This is a genomic window from Nitrosospira sp. TNL200 (assembly GCF_055386305.1).
On the sequence record NZ_AP041003.1, the window covers coordinates 2,254,761 to 2,268,743 of the forward strand.

The following is a 13,983-nucleotide window of genomic DNA, read 5'->3' on the forward strand; positions in this document are numbered from 1 at the left end:
GCATTATTTTAACTCAAGAGATGACAGGCTTTGCTTCCAGGGGCAGCGCGGGCAGCTTGCGGCGACTCGCAAGTATGGCTGAAATTTCCTTCGCGGAGAGAGGTTCCGAAAAATAGTAGCCCTGTATTTCATCACAACCACGAGCATGAAGGAACGCGCACTGCTCGGCGGTTTCCACTCCCTCCGCGATGACCTTGACGTTCAGACTGTGCGCCATATCGATGATAGCGGTGGTAATCGCGGCATTGGAAGGATTGGTGATAATATCTGCTACAAACGATCGATCAATTTTCAGTACATCGACAGGAAAACGCTTCACATAGGCAAGGCTGGAGTAGCCGGTGCCAAAGTCATCAATGGAAAGCCGGACACCCAGGGACTTGAGATTCCTGAGGATATCGATCATTTTATTGGCGTGCATCATCAATGACGTTTCAGTCAGCTCCAGCTCGAGCAAATTCGAATCGATGCTGCTCTCTCTCAAGGCCCTCTCGGTCTGAAACTCGAATTCGAGCAACTTTGCGCCAATACCGCTCCTCCGGGTTGCCTGAACCACATCACGGCTCAGGGCGTCCTGCGAAAACTGCCTCCCCGAAACATTGATCGAAACAGGGATCTCCCCGAGTCCCAACCGCTTCCATTCGGCAATCTGCCTGCAGGCGGCTTCGATAACCCATGCTCCTACTGTATTGATCAGGCCGGTTTGTTCCAGGATAGGCACGAACTCCATCGGTGCGATCAATCCGTAACCGGGCCGATTCCACCTTATCAATGCTTCCACCCCCGTAATCGACCCATCGGAGAGCGCTACCTGCGGCTGATAATACAGGACAAATTCATTCCGGTTGATCGCCCTGCGCAAGGCATTTTCCCTGTCAAGCTTCCTGATCGCCTGCGCATTCATTTCTTCCGTAAAAAAACGATGCGCGTCCCCGCCCGCCTTCTTCGACTCATAAAGAGCGGCACGACTGTTTTTGATCAACGTATCGGGGTCCAGCGAATCCGCGGGATAGACACTGATACCAATGCTCGCCGTCAAAGTGATGTGAGTACCGCGCAATTCGAAGGGGGGACGCAACGCTTCCCGGATCTTGCTTGCCACCACGCCGGCGTTCCCCGAGCCCTCCGGTGTCATCACAATGCATCCAAATTCATCGCTGCCGAGACGGGCGATCACGTCCCGGACACGCAGGCACTCTAGCAGGCGCAGACTTAACTGCCGCAACAGTTCGTCTCCAAAAGACGGCCCCATTACGTCATCGACATTTTTGAAATTATCGATATCGAGAACAAGCACTGAAATAACGCGCTGACTCGCTTGAGCCTGCCTGATGGTTTTCCTGAGTGATTCGAAAAACAGCGCTCGATTTGGAAGGCCAGTAAGCTCGTCATAACGCGGCGCCAGCCCCGATTCCCCCCAGGCCCTACCGGCATAAGCCAGGCTATCCTCCGCACTTTCGGCGGAATAGCGATCCATCGCCTCGTCAATGGGATGCCCGCGCAGGTACTCCGTCTGCGTTAAATCGTCCAGTGCCCGCGGGGAATAGCCCCGCCGCTCTTCGCTCAGCAGTTTGCCAGGCATATCCTGTCGGGGCACGGCGTAATGGTTTTCCGGTTTTCCCTGGTCCCAGGATGCGGCCGATGGCTCCTCCACGTTTTTTCCCATCGCGGCCATGGACTGCCTCAATGCGCCTCGAAGCAATCCTATTTCCAGTACATCATGGATGCGCGCCAATGTCTGAAGCTGGTTGATAGGCTTGCTGATGAACCCCTTTGCGCCATCGCGCAGTGCCCGTTCCCTGTGTGCTGGCTGCCTGCTGATCACGAGGATCGGCACCACGGTGTCACGTTCCCCGGTTTCCCCGATCTCTCTCAGGCATTCCATGACCTCGAATCCGTCCATCAGCGGCATGACGATGTCAAGCAGAATAAGGTCATAGCGATTCGCACGGTGCAAGCTGCAAACTGTCCGCGGGTCCGTGGTAAAACTTACTGCGGTATAGCCCGCGTGATCGAGCATGCCCCGGATCAGCTCGACGCTCTCTTTCCGGTCATCCACGATCAGTATTCTGGAATTGAAAATGCGGGAGGCAGTAATCAATGGCTTGTCCTACAAGGTTTGTCCTACGAGATATCAGCGGGCAGATCGAACGTTATTCACTTCGCGGGAAACGGAACAGGATTTAAGGAAGCGCTGAATAAATACTCGCTGAGCGCATTGCTGATAAAATCGGGATGATCATAAGGCGCGCGATGCAGGTCGTAGCCGAAACTACGATGCCAAGGAGCGCAACGCCATGAGCGCCTGATTTTACCGCAACCCTTATGGGGCAGGGCTTTGCGGGCGGCCTGCCTTGTCGGGCTCCTGGCGATGAGGATCAACCATTCGCGTCGTCGCCTTTCGCGCATCCCATCCCGCAAAAGCCTCCGCCGCACCAGCGAAGATTTATTCAGTGCTTCCTTAATTATAATAGTCCTCTCGATACCGTTTTATTTCACTTTTTCATTTCTCGACTCGCTCACCACTACCCGGTTACGGCCATTTTCCTTTGCTTCGTAAAGTGCCTCATCGGCTGCACGGAGCAGCGCTTCCATCCCGGTTCCATGTTCAGGATAGACCGCTATCCCGATCGAGGTGCTTACCCTTCCAAGTGGCTTCTTCCGTATGGTCAGATCCAGCTCTATTACAGCCTTCCGGATCCTTTCGGCTTTCTTTATGGCCCCATCGAGAGAAGCGCCAGACAGGACGAGCACAAATTCCTCTCCACCGTAACGGCAGGCGATGTCGCTTTCACGAATACAACCCTGCAGCAGCCTGGCAACACCCTTCAGGAATGCATCGCCCGCCTCATGGCCAAAAACGTCATTGATCCGCTTGAAGAAATCGAGATCAAACATCAGCACGGCAAGAGAACTGGAAGACCGTTTTGCTTTGGCAATCTCCTGCGGCAGGTATTCTTGAAGAAAACGTCTGTTATAGAGATCAGTCAATGGATCGGTAATGATCTGTTTCTGCAGATCCACCACCAGCTCCTCCAGAACCCCGCTCTGTTTTTTTGCTTCTCTGTTCAGCAGGCGAATTTCCAGCAAGTTGCGAATCCGCGCCAGGATTTCCAATGTCTCGAAGGGCTTGCTGATGACATCCTTGGCGCCGAGCTGCAATGCACGCAACCTGTGTTCCGGTTGACCGGTTACCACCAAAGCCGACAAATATCCTCCGAATTCATCTTCTTCTATCTTCGTGAGACACTCCATGACCTGAAACCCATCCATTCCGGGCATCATGAGGTCGAGCAGGATAAGGTCGTACTGATTTTCCCGATGGAGTCTGCAGACCTCCAATGGATCGGTGGTCGACGAGACCGAAGTATAACCAGCCAGTTGCAGCATGTGCTCAAGCAGCTCCACATTGGCCGGCACATCATCCACTATCAATATACTGGCATTGAAAATGGTTGAAGAAACAACCATGTCGCACGACTCCTTCTTAAAGGATCTTTCCGGCTGCAATAAATCTTCCTGTTTTCGATTGCCTCCACAAGCCGCCTCATAAATCCGGCTGTGGCTGATCACCTTTCATCGACAATCTTCCACTCAGGGGTTATGGTTGATTACATTTTCCCTTGCCGTTCATCCAAGCAGAATCTGTGCCACCATTGTACATCGCCCTGCCGGGGACATTTCAGGAACCTCTGAACGAGTCTCGCTGGCGCGACGATGACTTTGCAGAATGGGATGCGCGAAACGCGGCGATTGCGAATGGTTGATCCTCATCGCCAGGAGCCTGACAAGATGAACCGCCCGCAAAGCTATGTCCCATCCGGGTTGCGGTGAAACCGGATACTCATCGCGGCACGCTCCCTGGCACCCCAGTCCTGGCTACGACCTGCGTCGCTTGCCTTATGATCATCCCGATTTTACCAGCAACGTGCTCAGCGAGAACTTGTTCGGAGGCCCTTCATTACATCTTGTCTGGAAAGCGCGAAGCACTATTGTAAAATTTACCGATAGATGACTGAAAATCGGAGGAAGTGCTCCGCCGCTTCTTTAACCCGTCGTCACCCCTGCAGAAGCTGATAAAATTGCGTTGGGGGCCTCCGCGTCCTTTTTCTGCAACCAGCCATGGACGATCCTGATGTCATTCGAGGGACAACGTGCTTGAATTCTTCGTTCACTGGGGAATCACTGCCTTATCCCTATGGATTGTCAGCCTTATTTTTCATGGGATCTCTTTTGCCGGCAAAAAAACCCTTTTTCTGTCGGCATTACTGCTTGGTTTCGTCAACGCGGTGATCAGGCCGATCGTGATTGTTCTCACCATTCCCCTGACTCTCATCACATTCGGACTCTTTTTGCTGGTCATCAACGCGCTCATGCTGCTGTTGGTATCGGCGCTTGTTCCCGGTTTCCGGGTGTCCGGGTTCTGGACCGCATTTTTCGCCAGTATCGTGATGACTTTACTCAGCCTGGCTGTCAGCGCCATGATATTCGGCTCGGGCAATAATCCCATGGATGTTCCCATGCATCAGGGCGTGCTGATATGAAACTCAAGAAACCGGAAATGTAAAACTCCCTGAAAGCTTGCGGGACATATATTTCAAGTACCGAAGGATTCAGGGTTTATTTTCCGGATTTCCAGCAGGCAGGCCATTTTTTTCGGATTGGCTTGCGGATCGAACGGGAATACGCCCAGAAGCGGGCAACCCAGCCTCTGATTCAGTGCAAGCACATTCTCGTCGAATGCGGCCATGCCCGGATCGATACAGTTCGCTATCCAGCCCGAAAGGGTCAATCCGGCCGCCCTGACGGCTCGGGCAGTCAGAAGCGCATAATTGAGGCACCCCAATTGCATGCCGACCACCAGTATCACAGGCAAATTCAAAGCCAGCGCCAAGTCGTCGCTGCCTTGGCGCTCGTTGAGCGGCACGAGAAAACCACCGACGCCTTCCACAACCACCAGGTCTGCGCTTCGCTGCAGTACGTGCAGTGAATTACGTATGACCTCGATATCGATTTCGATCCCCATCTCACGCGCGGCAATGTGAGGGGCGATCGGCGGATGCAGCGCATAAGGATTCATGTGGTCGCGCGCGGGAATGAAGGCCGAGGCCGCAGCGAGCAATTCCACATCCATCCATTTTCCCTCTTCAGAGCCCGCCGCTACGGGCTTCATCGCCACCGCGATCCGCCCAGCCGCATTGAAAGCATGCAACAATGCGCAACTTGCCAGCGTCTTGCCCACTCCGGTACCGGTACCGGTGACGAAATACCCTTTTGCCATGTGCATCTGCGTCAGATGAGCCCCAGTTGCCGCCTGAGCTCAGGCGTCACAATGGTGGTCCGCGGCTGCGGCTTCCAGGCATGGCCATAGACCACCTCGAAAGTGGCAGGCAGCCGATCGGCCACCCTCGCCTTCTCATATCTGCTCGTGACCTCGCGCCACGCCGCTTTACCAGTTAATCCGCGCCGCCGGCCAAGGGTGGCGTTATGCGCGCCGATGGCTTTAAGATCGCGCATCATGCTGGCAACATCCTGGTAGGTCATGGTGATATATTCCATGTCCATGACGGGTGTGGCGAATCCATTATGCACCAGCATGTCGCCGATATCATGCATGTCGATGAACCGGTTGACGTGGCTGAATTGATCGATGCCATCGAACGCATGCCGCAACTCCTTCAGCGTATCCGGCCCGAAGGTACTGAACATGAACAGGCCATTGGTTTGCAGCACCCGGTGTATCTCGCCAAACGTTTGCTTGATATCGTTGCACCACTGCAGCGTCAGGTTGGACCACACCAGTTGCGCGGAGGAAGTTTTGATCGGCAACTGTTCGATATCGCCGATCACGTAGCCCGTTTGATTCCGCCATGCCTGCAGTAGCCGTTTCCATGGTGAAACGGAGGCGCGTGCGTGAAAATGCATGGCGGGCGCTACATCCAGCGCAAGAACCCTCGCATCGGGGTATCGGGCGGCAAGCTCGCGCGTGCCATAGCCCGTGCCACTGCCCGCGTCCACGATGAAATCGGGCAAGTACTTGATGTAATCCAGCCGCGACAGCATGCGGTTCAGCACCTCGCGCTGCAAGACCGCTGCCCGATCGTAGCTTGCCGCCGCGCGGTCGAATGCCTTCCGCACCTGGCGTTTATCGATCATATGGTCGTGGTTCACTTTATTGGATCTTGGAAAAGAAGCCGTGTCACGGCCGAAATGAATTCGTGAGGATGAGATAAAAAGGGAGCGTGGCCGCAATGAGGAAGCATCATCAGTTGAGAATGCGGTAGTTGCAAATGCATCCATCTGGCTGCCTCGGGTGGAGTGATAATGTCATTATCGCCATGCAGCAGCAGCGTGGGTTGAGTAACGCCGCTTAATTTGCCGCGCAGGTCGCTTGTGAGCAGGATTTGCAAGCCTGCCTGCAACGCGGCCTCATCCGGTATTCCTCGCCGGAAAAAATTATCGCGCAGCCAGGCCAGCACTGCCGCATTATCGTTATGGCTGCGGCCATCCCCATCCCCATCCCATACCTGCAATGTCAGGAACCGGCCCATGGTGACTTCGTAGTTTTTCTTCAGATTTGCCATGAACAGTTGCAGTGTCGCGGCCTCCGCGCCTGATTGCCACCCTTCCCGTTTGACGAAGCAGGGCGTAGTGGATATCAGCGCAAGTTTTCTGACACGCGCCGGTTCACGCAGCGCCAGCTCGATCGCGACTTGTCCACCCAGCGACCACCCGCAAATGATGCTGGTTTCCGGCAGAACGCCGGCTACCATCTCAGCCATATGCGGCAGCGTACCATCCTCGCAAGCCGGACTATACCCGTGCCCAGGCAAATCCACGAGGTGAAGGCGAAAATGCCGGGCCAGCCGTTCCCCCGCTTCTCCCCAGATACCGCTGTGCATGGCCCAGCCGTGCAGTAAAACAAGATCCGGGCCGGTGCCGCGGGACTCGACATGCAGTCTCATCAGTGCAATCTAAAGGAAGCCGTCCAGTTCTTTCAAAGCCCTTCCCAGACACGCCACATCCTCGGCGCTGTGGGAGGCGGATAACGAGATCCTCAGCCTGGCGGAGCCCGGCGGAACGGTAGGCGGCCGAATCGCCGGCACCAGAATATTCTTTGCACGCAAAGCCTCGCTCACCTCCAGAGCTGCATCAGGCTCTCCGATAATCAATGGCTGGATCGGAGTCGATGATGGCAGCAATTTCCAATGCAAGGATTGCAGTTCTCCCTTCAGGCATGCGATGAGCTGCACCAGTTTCTGCCGCCGCCATTCTTCGGATTCGATCAACTCCAGGCTCTTCAGCAACGCATGAGAAAGCATGGGCGGACTCGCTGTAGTATAGATGTAGCTGCGCGCATGCTGGACCAAGGTTTCGATAATCTCCGGCTCCCCTGCGACAAAAGCGCCGAACACCCCTGCAGCCTTGCCGAGGGTCGCCATATAGATGACACGAGGGGAGCTGATGTTGCAATGTGATGCTATTCCCCTTCCCTTCGCGCCCAGCACGCCGAATCCATGCGCATCATCGAGCATCAGCCACGCATCGTGTGTCTGGCACAACGCCAGCAGAGTCTCGACTGGCGCAATATCCCCATCCATGCTGAATACCGAGTCGGTTATCACCAGTTTGTGCCTGGCAGGCGACGCCGCAAGCTGCCGCTCCAGTACGGCCATATCGAGGTGAGGATAGCGGAAAAATTGCGCCCGCGACAGCAACGCCGCCTCATTGAGGGACGCATGGTTGAGTTTGTCGGCGAATATGGCATCGTGGCGTCCCGTCAGCGCCGATATCACTCCCGCATTGGCCATATAACCGGTAGAGAACAGTACAGCTCTGGGAAAACCGGTGAAGGCCGCCAGCGCTGTTTCCAGGGCATGGTGGGCAGCGGAATGTCCGTTGATCAGGTGCGATGCGCCCGCCCCCACACCGTATAGCTTTGTCCCCTCGCACACTGCGGCGATCAGTCGAGGGTGATTGGCAAGGCCAAGATAATCATTACTGCAAAACGCGAGATATTCTTGTCCCTCGATCGAAACGCGGGGCTCCTGCGGGCTTTGCAGTGTCGAGCGATAGCGGTACAGCCCGGCGCCTTGCCGGGCGTGCAGCCGTTCGCGTAGATCTTCGATGAAATCACTGCGCATGGGGTTTTGCTGCCGTGCAGATTGGGCTGCATGAGGTGCGTGTAGCCATCATGCCTGCAGGAGGATCAAGCGAGGGAATGTGCCGTTATTATCTCAGGATTACAAGGGACGAAGCCCCAGTTTGTCGAATAGCGCCCTGTCCCGATCAATGCCGGGATTTCCGGTTGTAAGCAATTTATCGCCATGAAAAATCGAGTTGGCGCCAGCAAGAAAGCACAACGCCTGCACTGCATCCGGCATGCTCTGCCGACCGGCCGATAATCTGACCATCGCTTTTGGCATCGAGATGCGAGCGGCTGCGATAGTGCGCACAAACTCCAGCGGATCGAGTTCCTCTGTGCCATGCAAGGGTGTGCCTTCCACCTGAACCAGATGATTGATGGGAACGGATTCGGGATAAGGGTCGAGATTCGCAAGCTGCACAATAAGGCCGGCGCGGACATTGCGCGACTCTCCCATGCCCACGATGCCTCCGCAACACACGTGCAGACCTGCGCAACGCACCTTTTCCAGGGTATCCAGCCGATCCTGGTAATCCCGGGTAGTGATGATTTCACTATAAAATTCAGGAGCGGTATCGAGATTATGGTTGTAATAGTCGAGGCCTGCCTGCCTCAATTGCTCCGCCTGCCCCGGCTTCAGCATCCCCAGTGTCGCGCATGTCTCCAGCCCCAGCGCCTTTACTGCAGTTATCATTTCCATCATGGCATCGATATCCCGTTGCTTCGGTCCCCGCCACGCGGCTCCCATGCAAAAACGGGATGCGCCTTCCGCTTTCGCCGCCGCTGCCGTTGCAACCACCTCGCCGAGTGACAACATGCCTTGATTCCCGATATTGGTATGATAGCGCGCGGCTTGCGGACAATAGCCGCAGTCTTCAGGGCAGCCCCCTGTCTTGACTGAGATCAAGGTCGATAATTGCACAGCGTTGGCATCGTGATGTTGGCGATGCACCAACTGCGCTTCATGGATCAGATCGCTAAACGGCAAATCCAGCAACGCCTCGATTTGGGAAATGCTCCAGCGCTGGGATTCACGAATATCGCCAGCGGATATTTCCTGCTCGCCCGCGGCACCTCTCCCGGCCATATGGCCTCGAACCGGCTCCACACCTGCGCTTGCCTTCGTACCTGGGATGGATTGGCTTGTCATGTTCTGCATGATGAAGTGAAAATGATGGGGTTACGCTTTGCTCCCACCCGTCCAACGCGAGCTGGTTTTAAACCTTGGAATGGAAAACAAACCCGACGGGGCGCCACTATAGTGGCAAGAACGGATATCATCGTGAATTCTCTTATCACTGTCAAATTCTTCCCTGGTTTTTTTGAACAATAGATTAAATATCAGGCAAAATTTCCTTGAGAGGCACTGTGTGCTCTGTGGCATTGCGAGCAAGACCAGCCTATGTCCAGCCTGCCTGAACAGCCTGCCCAGGTTACCGTCTCCTCATTGCAGGATTTGCGCGCTCCCTGTAACGGGCTCGGACGTTTGCGGCGCCTGTATCGCCGGCCCGCCCGAATTTGATGGCACTGCCGCCGCGCTGAGCTATGCGTTTCCAGCCGATGCGCTTATTCATTCCCTCAAATATCAGGGTAATCTTGCCATGGCATCCGTGCTGGCCGAGCTGTTCCATACGCTCGTTGGCGCTATCGCCCTTCCCGATTTCATCGTGCCCATGCCACTCCACCCTGTCCGGCTACGGGAAAGAGGCTTTAATCAGGCGATGGAAATCGCGCGAAGCGTATCAAGGCAGTGCGGAGTGGCGTTATTGCCGGAGGCGTGCAAGCGTGTCAAGGATACGCCTTCCCAAGCCGGTCTGCCATGGAAGGAACGGGGAAAAAATATAAGAAACGCATTCATCTGCGAAGCGAACCTGGCTGGCAAACGCATTGCGATTCTGGATGATGTGATGACTACCGGCGCAACCTTGAACGAACTGGCAAAGGCGATCCGTCAACGCGGCGCCAGTGAGATCACAGGCTGGATAATCGCCAGAACGCTGCATCAGTGATTAAACCCAAATCCGGCAGTTGACCGCTCATTGCCGGTCTGGAGCCATGATCCACAAAAACTTTCCGCGGTACTCGGCATTCACCTGTATGGTGAATCTGCTGGTTTAAAACACAGTACGCGCGCCATGCTCGACATTGTGTTATTTCAACCCGAGATACCCCCTAATACGGGAAATATCATACGGCTTTGCGCGAATACCGGCGCACGGCTGCATCTCGTCAAGCCGCTGGGCTTCAGGCTGGAAGATAGGCAGCTATTGCGCGCGGGACTGGATTATCACGAATTCGCGAGAGTGAGGGTTCACGAAAACTGGGCTGAATGCATCGAGCATCTGCGCGGACATCGTTTTTTTGCTGTTTCCACCAGAGGGAAACAGCGCTACGACTCGATAGCGTATACCGAGGGAGATGTATTTGTTTTTGGCTCGGAAAGCCGTGGACTGCCCGTCCAGATACTGGGAAGCCTTCCCGAAGGACAGAGAATTCGCGTTCCCATGGTAGCAAACAGCCGTAGTCTCAATTTATCCAATGCGGTCGCAGTAGTGGTTTACGAAGCCTGGCGGCAGATGCAATTTAAAAACGGCACATAAAGCAAAAGGCAGAGCGCAGCGCGCTCAGCGAGGATTTGTTCAGCGCTTCCCTAATAGCTCTCAGCCTTCAGCTCCCGGTTGAGCAGCGCTTCCACGGCAGTTTTCGCAGGCACACCGCCATCGAGCACGCTGCACACGGCTTGCGTGATCGGCATTTCGACTTGCAACTGCCGGCCTAGCCGCAACACTTCCCGCGCGGTAGAAACGCCTTCCGCTGTATGGCCCAGATCTCTCAGGATATCCGTCAACACGTGGCCCGCCGCGAGCAACAGCCCTACCCGGCGGTTGCGGGATAAATCGCCGGTGCAGGTAAGTATCAGGTCCCCCATACCGGTCAACCCCATGAAAGTGTCCTTGCAGCCGCCGAGTTTCAGTCCCAGGCGGGTGATTTCCGCCAGTCCTCTTGTAATCAGTGCAGCACGGGCATTATGCCCAAGACCCAGACCGTCGGAAATTCCGGCGGCGATGGAAATCACGTTCTTGACCGCTCCGCCCGTTTCCACGCCTATGAGATCCCCGCTCGAGTAGACCCGCAGGCGCGCAGCGTGCAGCTGGACAGCCATGTCCCTGGCAAAGCGCTGGTCATGCGACGCCAGAGTCAGCGCGGCGGGAAGTCCAAGGGCAATTTCCTGGGCGAAGCTGGGTCCGGATAATACCCCGCAAGGCACAGTTTCGGAATACTCCTCCTCGGCAACCTGATGCGGCAGCTTGGCGGATTGCGCTTCGAAACCCTTGCAGCCCCATATTACGGGAACGGCCTTCCTGCAGGCGGAGACTTCCCGCAATGTTTCGCGCAATCCCGCGACCGGAACCACGATCAACACAAGCTCGGCAGACTCGACAGCAATATGGAGAACGGTGGTAAGCTGCAGGGAATCCGGCAAGGGAAAGCCAGGAAAGTAACGGCGGTTGACGCGCTCGGAAACCAGTTCGCAAAGATGAGCCGGATCGCGCGTCCACAGGATGACCTGGTGACGGAAATGGGAGTTCGTGCTGAGGCTGATAGCCAGCGCGGTGCCCCAGGCACCGGCACCCAGCACGGCTATTCTCATGAACCCCAGACCTGCTGCGTTCTGACGTACCCGATCTGTCCATCCTGATGGCGCACCTTGACCCAACCTATCGCCGCAGGCTCCAGCCATTCCATGACCACATTCCGCTCCGCCTGGAATAGCAGCGCCGAAGTCGTGCTCGGCGCGTGGTAAACCTCTGCCTGAGGAGCAGTAACGATCACATACCGCTTTTCACTCAGCGCTTTTTCCTCGACCCAGGCGAGCGTGCCTTCGCTATCGCGCACTTTTACCCACCCTTCCACTTTCACGATGACTTCCACCGGGAAATTGCGGCTCGCCACATATAGCTTGTCCGCCTTGAGCGAAGGAGCGTCATACATGATGACGGCACTTTCACCGGTAGAGAAGAATTCCATCGCCGCAAGAGCGAGTGACGGCAATAATGGAAGGATGAGAAAAGCCAGCACGCCAATGCTCGAAGGGGCTAAACGCAGCCTTTGGGAAATCCGGTATATTGCCGGCAAGGCACCCATGCCCGTCATTTCTTAATGTGTGGTCGGCTGGGTTTCTGCCGGCTTCTCCGCCACCTCCCCGGCATTTGTCTCGGCCTGCTTTCCCTGCTGATAGAGTGCCTCGAAATTTACCGGATTCAAAATCACCGGCGGAAATCCGGCCCGGGTAACGACGTCCGAAACCGACTCACGCAGGTAGGGGAAGAGAATCGTGGGACAGGCAATGCCTAATACCGGATCGAGCTCGGTTCCGGGTATATGGCGTATCTGGAATACGCCTGCCTGCCCGACCTCTATCAGAAACATGGTTCTTTCCTTGATCTTCGCTGTGACCGTTATCGTCAGCAATACTTCATACATGCCTTCATCGATGCGATCCCCTTTGCTGTGCAACTGGATATTCACCTCCGGCGTGTCGCGCTCGAGAAAAATTTTGGGGGCATGGGGAATCTCAAGGGATAAATCCTTGACGTAGATCTTTTCGATGTTGAAAACCGGCTGCGGCTGGTCACTCATACTGGATTCCGTATAGGTTGGTAGGGGATAAAAACGGTTCAGCCACGTCCCGTGGCAGGGATAAGGCTAACACAGCCCGGCTGCACCTCGCAAAGCAAGAACCCGGGACAGGGTGCGCTCGTGGCAGAGCGAATGTCATTCATGATCCCAGGGAAGCGCTGATCCCTCAAAGCCACCTGTTACATCAGCGGAGATTCGTTTAGCGGTTTCCTGAAACTCATGCGCCCGAATGCGAATCAAGCCGACAGAAGTTTGGCTAATCCGTCACTTCGGTCCAGTTTTGCCAGATCATCATACCCGCCCACATGCGTATCACCGATAAAAATTTGCGGAACAGTTCGCCGCCCGGTCTTTTCCATCATCTCGGTTCGTTTCATGGGATCCAGATCGACCCGAATTTTCTCGATTTCACTGACGCCTCTGGAGCGCAGCATTCGTTCAGCCATGATGCAATACGGACAGAAACCAGTGGAATACATGATAACGTTCATGAGGCCTTCTACTTTTTGAGTATGGGTAGATTCGCCGTGCGCCATGCGTCTATTCCCCCCGCCAGATTATGTACGTGCTTGAATCCGTGCTTGAGCAGAATCGAGCCAGCCTTGCCGGTAGCATTGACGCCGCTGCGATGCACTAGCAAGATGGGCTTGCCCTTGAATTTTTCAAGCTCCTGAACGCGCTCTTCAAGTTTGTCGGCAGGAATATGTTTGGAATTCGGTATGTGTCCTGAACTGTATTCGCTGCCCTCCCGCACGTCCAGCACCAGGGCCTCCTTGTAGTTGATGAGCTGCACCGCCACCAGCGTATCCACCTGATTACCGGAACGGCGAAACATCGGCCACAACAGCAGACCCCCACTCAACAGGGCAGCCACCACCAGCGTGATGTTATTTTGCAAGAATGTCATGTATACAGGGTCCATGCTACCTGGAAGCCTCCTTGATATCCGCCTGGAACGGGATTCTATCAGGAACAGGAATATAACGGAATGTCCCGATTCCCCCTATCGAGCTGTTTTTTCCGCAACCGGATTGCGCTTCCTCCTGCAGCCTGCCACATGCCTGCAAGGCCATCGCTGCTGCGGGTCTGCCGAAAATGGTTTAAAATAGCATGACATTTCATCTTTTCATCCAGGAACCCCTGAATAAACCCTCCCTGCCCGGAGATTCGTTCCGGAACTTCCTGGTCCTTTCGCA

General features: G+C 55.3%; 15 protein-coding genes. 3 read left to right on the forward strand and 12 right to left on the reverse strand.

Going from position 1 to position 13,983, the window contains the following annotated elements; all coding sequences use genetic code 11:
* Positions 1–13: 13 nt before the first annotated feature.
* Positions 14–2,101: a putative bifunctional diguanylate cyclase/phosphodiesterase gene (locus tag ACZ5CE_RS10145; protein ID WP_464574787.1), complete on the reverse strand. Its 2,088-nt coding sequence runs from the start codon at positions 2,099–2,101 to the stop codon at positions 14–16.
* A gap of 389 nt (positions 2,102–2,490) precedes the next feature.
* Positions 2,491–3,471, reverse strand: coding sequence for a diguanylate cyclase (locus tag ACZ5CE_RS10150; RefSeq protein ID WP_464574789.1), 981 nt, complete (start codon positions 3,469–3,471; stop codon positions 2,491–2,493).
* Between the two features lie 683 nt (positions 3,472–4,154).
* On the opposite strand from ACZ5CE_RS10150, the gene ACZ5CE_RS10155 reads away from it, so the two are divergent.
* Positions 4,155–4,544 (forward strand): phage holin family protein, encoded by a 390-nt coding sequence (locus tag ACZ5CE_RS10155; RefSeq protein ID WP_464574791.1) that lies wholly within the window; start codon positions 4,155–4,157, stop codon positions 4,542–4,544.
* 53 nt (positions 4,545–4,597) lie between these two features.
* Here ACZ5CE_RS10155 and bioD read toward each other — a convergent pair whose 3' ends face one another.
* The 5 genes from bioD to bioB form a co-directional block, all read right to left on the reverse strand.
* On the reverse strand, positions 4,598–5,281 hold the full coding sequence (bioD, locus tag ACZ5CE_RS10160; protein WP_464574793.1) for a dethiobiotin synthase: 684 nt from the start codon (positions 5,279–5,281) through the stop codon (positions 4,598–4,600).
* Between the two features lie 11 nt (positions 5,282–5,292).
* On the reverse strand, positions 5,293–6,171 hold the full coding sequence (gene bioC / locus ACZ5CE_RS10165) for a malonyl-ACP O-methyltransferase BioC (protein WP_464574795.1): 879 nt from the start codon (positions 6,169–6,171) through the stop codon (positions 5,293–5,295).
* Entirely contained in the window at positions 6,168–6,965 is a 798-nt protein-coding gene (gene bioH, locus ACZ5CE_RS10170; RefSeq protein WP_464574797.1) for a pimeloyl-ACP methyl ester esterase BioH, read from the reverse strand. The genes bioC and bioH overlap by 4 nt, the downstream gene beginning before the upstream one ends.
* Positions 6,966–6,974: 9 nt before the next feature.
* Entirely contained in the window at positions 6,975–8,144 is a 1,170-nt protein-coding gene (gene bioF, locus ACZ5CE_RS10175) for an 8-amino-7-oxononanoate synthase (RefSeq protein ID WP_464574798.1), read from the reverse strand.
* Positions 8,145–8,243: 99 nt separating this feature from the next.
* A complete protein-coding gene (gene bioB / locus ACZ5CE_RS10180) occupies positions 8,244–9,233 on the reverse strand; it encodes a biotin synthase BioB (RefSeq protein ID WP_464577487.1) in 990 nt (329 codons plus the stop codon).
* A 283-nt stretch (positions 9,234–9,516) separates the two neighbouring features.
* On the opposite strand from bioB, the gene ACZ5CE_RS10185 reads away from it, so the two are divergent.
* Both ACZ5CE_RS10185 and trmL read left to right on the forward strand, forming a co-directional pair.
* Positions 9,517–10,155: a phosphoribosyltransferase family protein gene (locus ACZ5CE_RS10185; protein ID WP_464574799.1), complete on the forward strand. Its 639-nt coding sequence runs from the start codon at positions 9,517–9,519 to the stop codon at positions 10,153–10,155.
* A gap of 126 nt (positions 10,156–10,281) precedes the next feature.
* Positions 10,282–10,746 carry a tRNA (uridine(34)/cytosine(34)/5-carboxymethylaminomethyluridine(34)-2'-O)-methyltransferase TrmL gene (gene trmL, locus ACZ5CE_RS10190; RefSeq protein WP_464574800.1) on the forward strand — a complete coding sequence of 155 codons (465 nt, stop codon included), beginning with the start codon at positions 10,282–10,284 and terminating at the stop codon, positions 10,744–10,746.
* A gap of 50 nt (positions 10,747–10,796) precedes the next feature.
* Here the strand turns inward: trmL and ACZ5CE_RS10195 are convergent, their stop codons facing one another.
* The 5 genes from ACZ5CE_RS10195 to ACZ5CE_RS10215 all read right to left on the reverse strand — a co-directional run bounded on the left by ACZ5CE_RS10195 (position 10,797) and on the right by ACZ5CE_RS10215 (position 13,694).
* Positions 10,797–11,798, reverse strand: coding sequence for an NAD(P)H-dependent glycerol-3-phosphate dehydrogenase (locus ACZ5CE_RS10195; RefSeq protein WP_464574801.1), 1,002 nt, complete (start codon positions 11,796–11,798; stop codon positions 10,797–10,799).
* Positions 11,795–12,292, reverse strand: coding sequence for an SH3 domain-containing protein (locus tag ACZ5CE_RS10200; RefSeq protein ID WP_464574802.1), 498 nt, complete (start codon positions 12,290–12,292; stop codon positions 11,795–11,797). Before ACZ5CE_RS10200 ends, ACZ5CE_RS10195 begins: the two co-directional genes overlap by 4 nt.
* A gap of 12 nt (positions 12,293–12,304) precedes the next feature.
* Positions 12,305–12,787: a protein-export chaperone SecB gene (gene secB / locus ACZ5CE_RS10205; protein WP_464574803.1), complete on the reverse strand. Its 483-nt coding sequence runs from the start codon at positions 12,785–12,787 to the stop codon at positions 12,305–12,307.
* Positions 12,788–13,023: 236 nt separating this feature from the next.
* Positions 13,024–13,323 carry a glutaredoxin 3 gene (gene grxC / locus ACZ5CE_RS10210; RefSeq protein WP_464574804.1) on the reverse strand — a complete coding sequence of 100 codons (300 nt, stop codon included), beginning with the start codon at positions 13,321–13,323 and terminating at the stop codon, positions 13,024–13,026.
* On the reverse strand, positions 13,287–13,694 hold the full coding sequence (locus ACZ5CE_RS10215; RefSeq protein ID WP_464574805.1) for a rhodanese-like domain-containing protein: 408 nt from the start codon (positions 13,692–13,694) through the stop codon (positions 13,287–13,289). Before ACZ5CE_RS10215 ends, grxC begins: the two co-directional genes overlap by 37 nt.
* Positions 13,695–13,983 lie beyond the last annotated feature (289 nt).

Bases quoted from the DNA above. Each gene is read 5' to 3' on its own strand.
- bioH (WP_464574797.1), bottom strand. From the start codon at position 6,965: ATGAGACTGCATGTCGAGTCCCGCGGCACCGGCCCGGATCTTGTTTTA.
- bioD (WP_464574793.1), bottom strand. From the start codon at position 5,281: ATGGCAAAAGGGTATTTCGTCACCGGTACCGGTACCGGAGTGGGCAAG.
- ACZ5CE_RS10195 (WP_464574801.1), bottom strand. From the start codon at position 11,798: ATGAGAATAGCCGTGCTGGGTGCCGGTGCCTGGGGCACCGCGCTGGCT.
- bioB (WP_464577487.1), bottom strand. From the start codon at position 9,233: ATGGCCGGGAGAGGTGCCGCGGGCGAGCAGGAAATATCCGCTGGCGAT.
- ACZ5CE_RS10150 (WP_464574789.1), bottom strand. From the start codon at position 3,471: ATGGTTGTTTCTTCAACCATTTTCAATGCCAGTATATTGATAGTGGAT.
- bioF (WP_464574798.1), bottom strand. From the start codon at position 8,144: ATGCGCAGTGATTTCATCGAAGATCTACGCGAACGGCTGCACGCCCGG.
- ACZ5CE_RS10215 (WP_464574805.1), bottom strand. From the start codon at position 13,694: ATGACATTCTTGCAAAATAACATCACGCTGGTGGTGGCTGCCCTGTTG.
- grxC (WP_464574804.1), bottom strand. From the start codon at position 13,323: ATGGCGCACGGCGAATCTACCCATACTCAAAAAGTAGAAGGCCTCATG.
- secB (WP_464574803.1), bottom strand. From the start codon at position 12,787: ATGAGTGACCAGCCGCAGCCGGTTTTCAACATCGAAAAGATCTACGTC.
- ACZ5CE_RS10200 (WP_464574802.1), bottom strand. From the start codon at position 12,292: ATGGGTGCCTTGCCGGCAATATACCGGATTTCCCAAAGGCTGCGTTTA.
- trmL (WP_464574800.1), top strand. From the start codon at position 10,282: ATGCTCGACATTGTGTTATTTCAACCCGAGATACCCCCTAATACGGGA.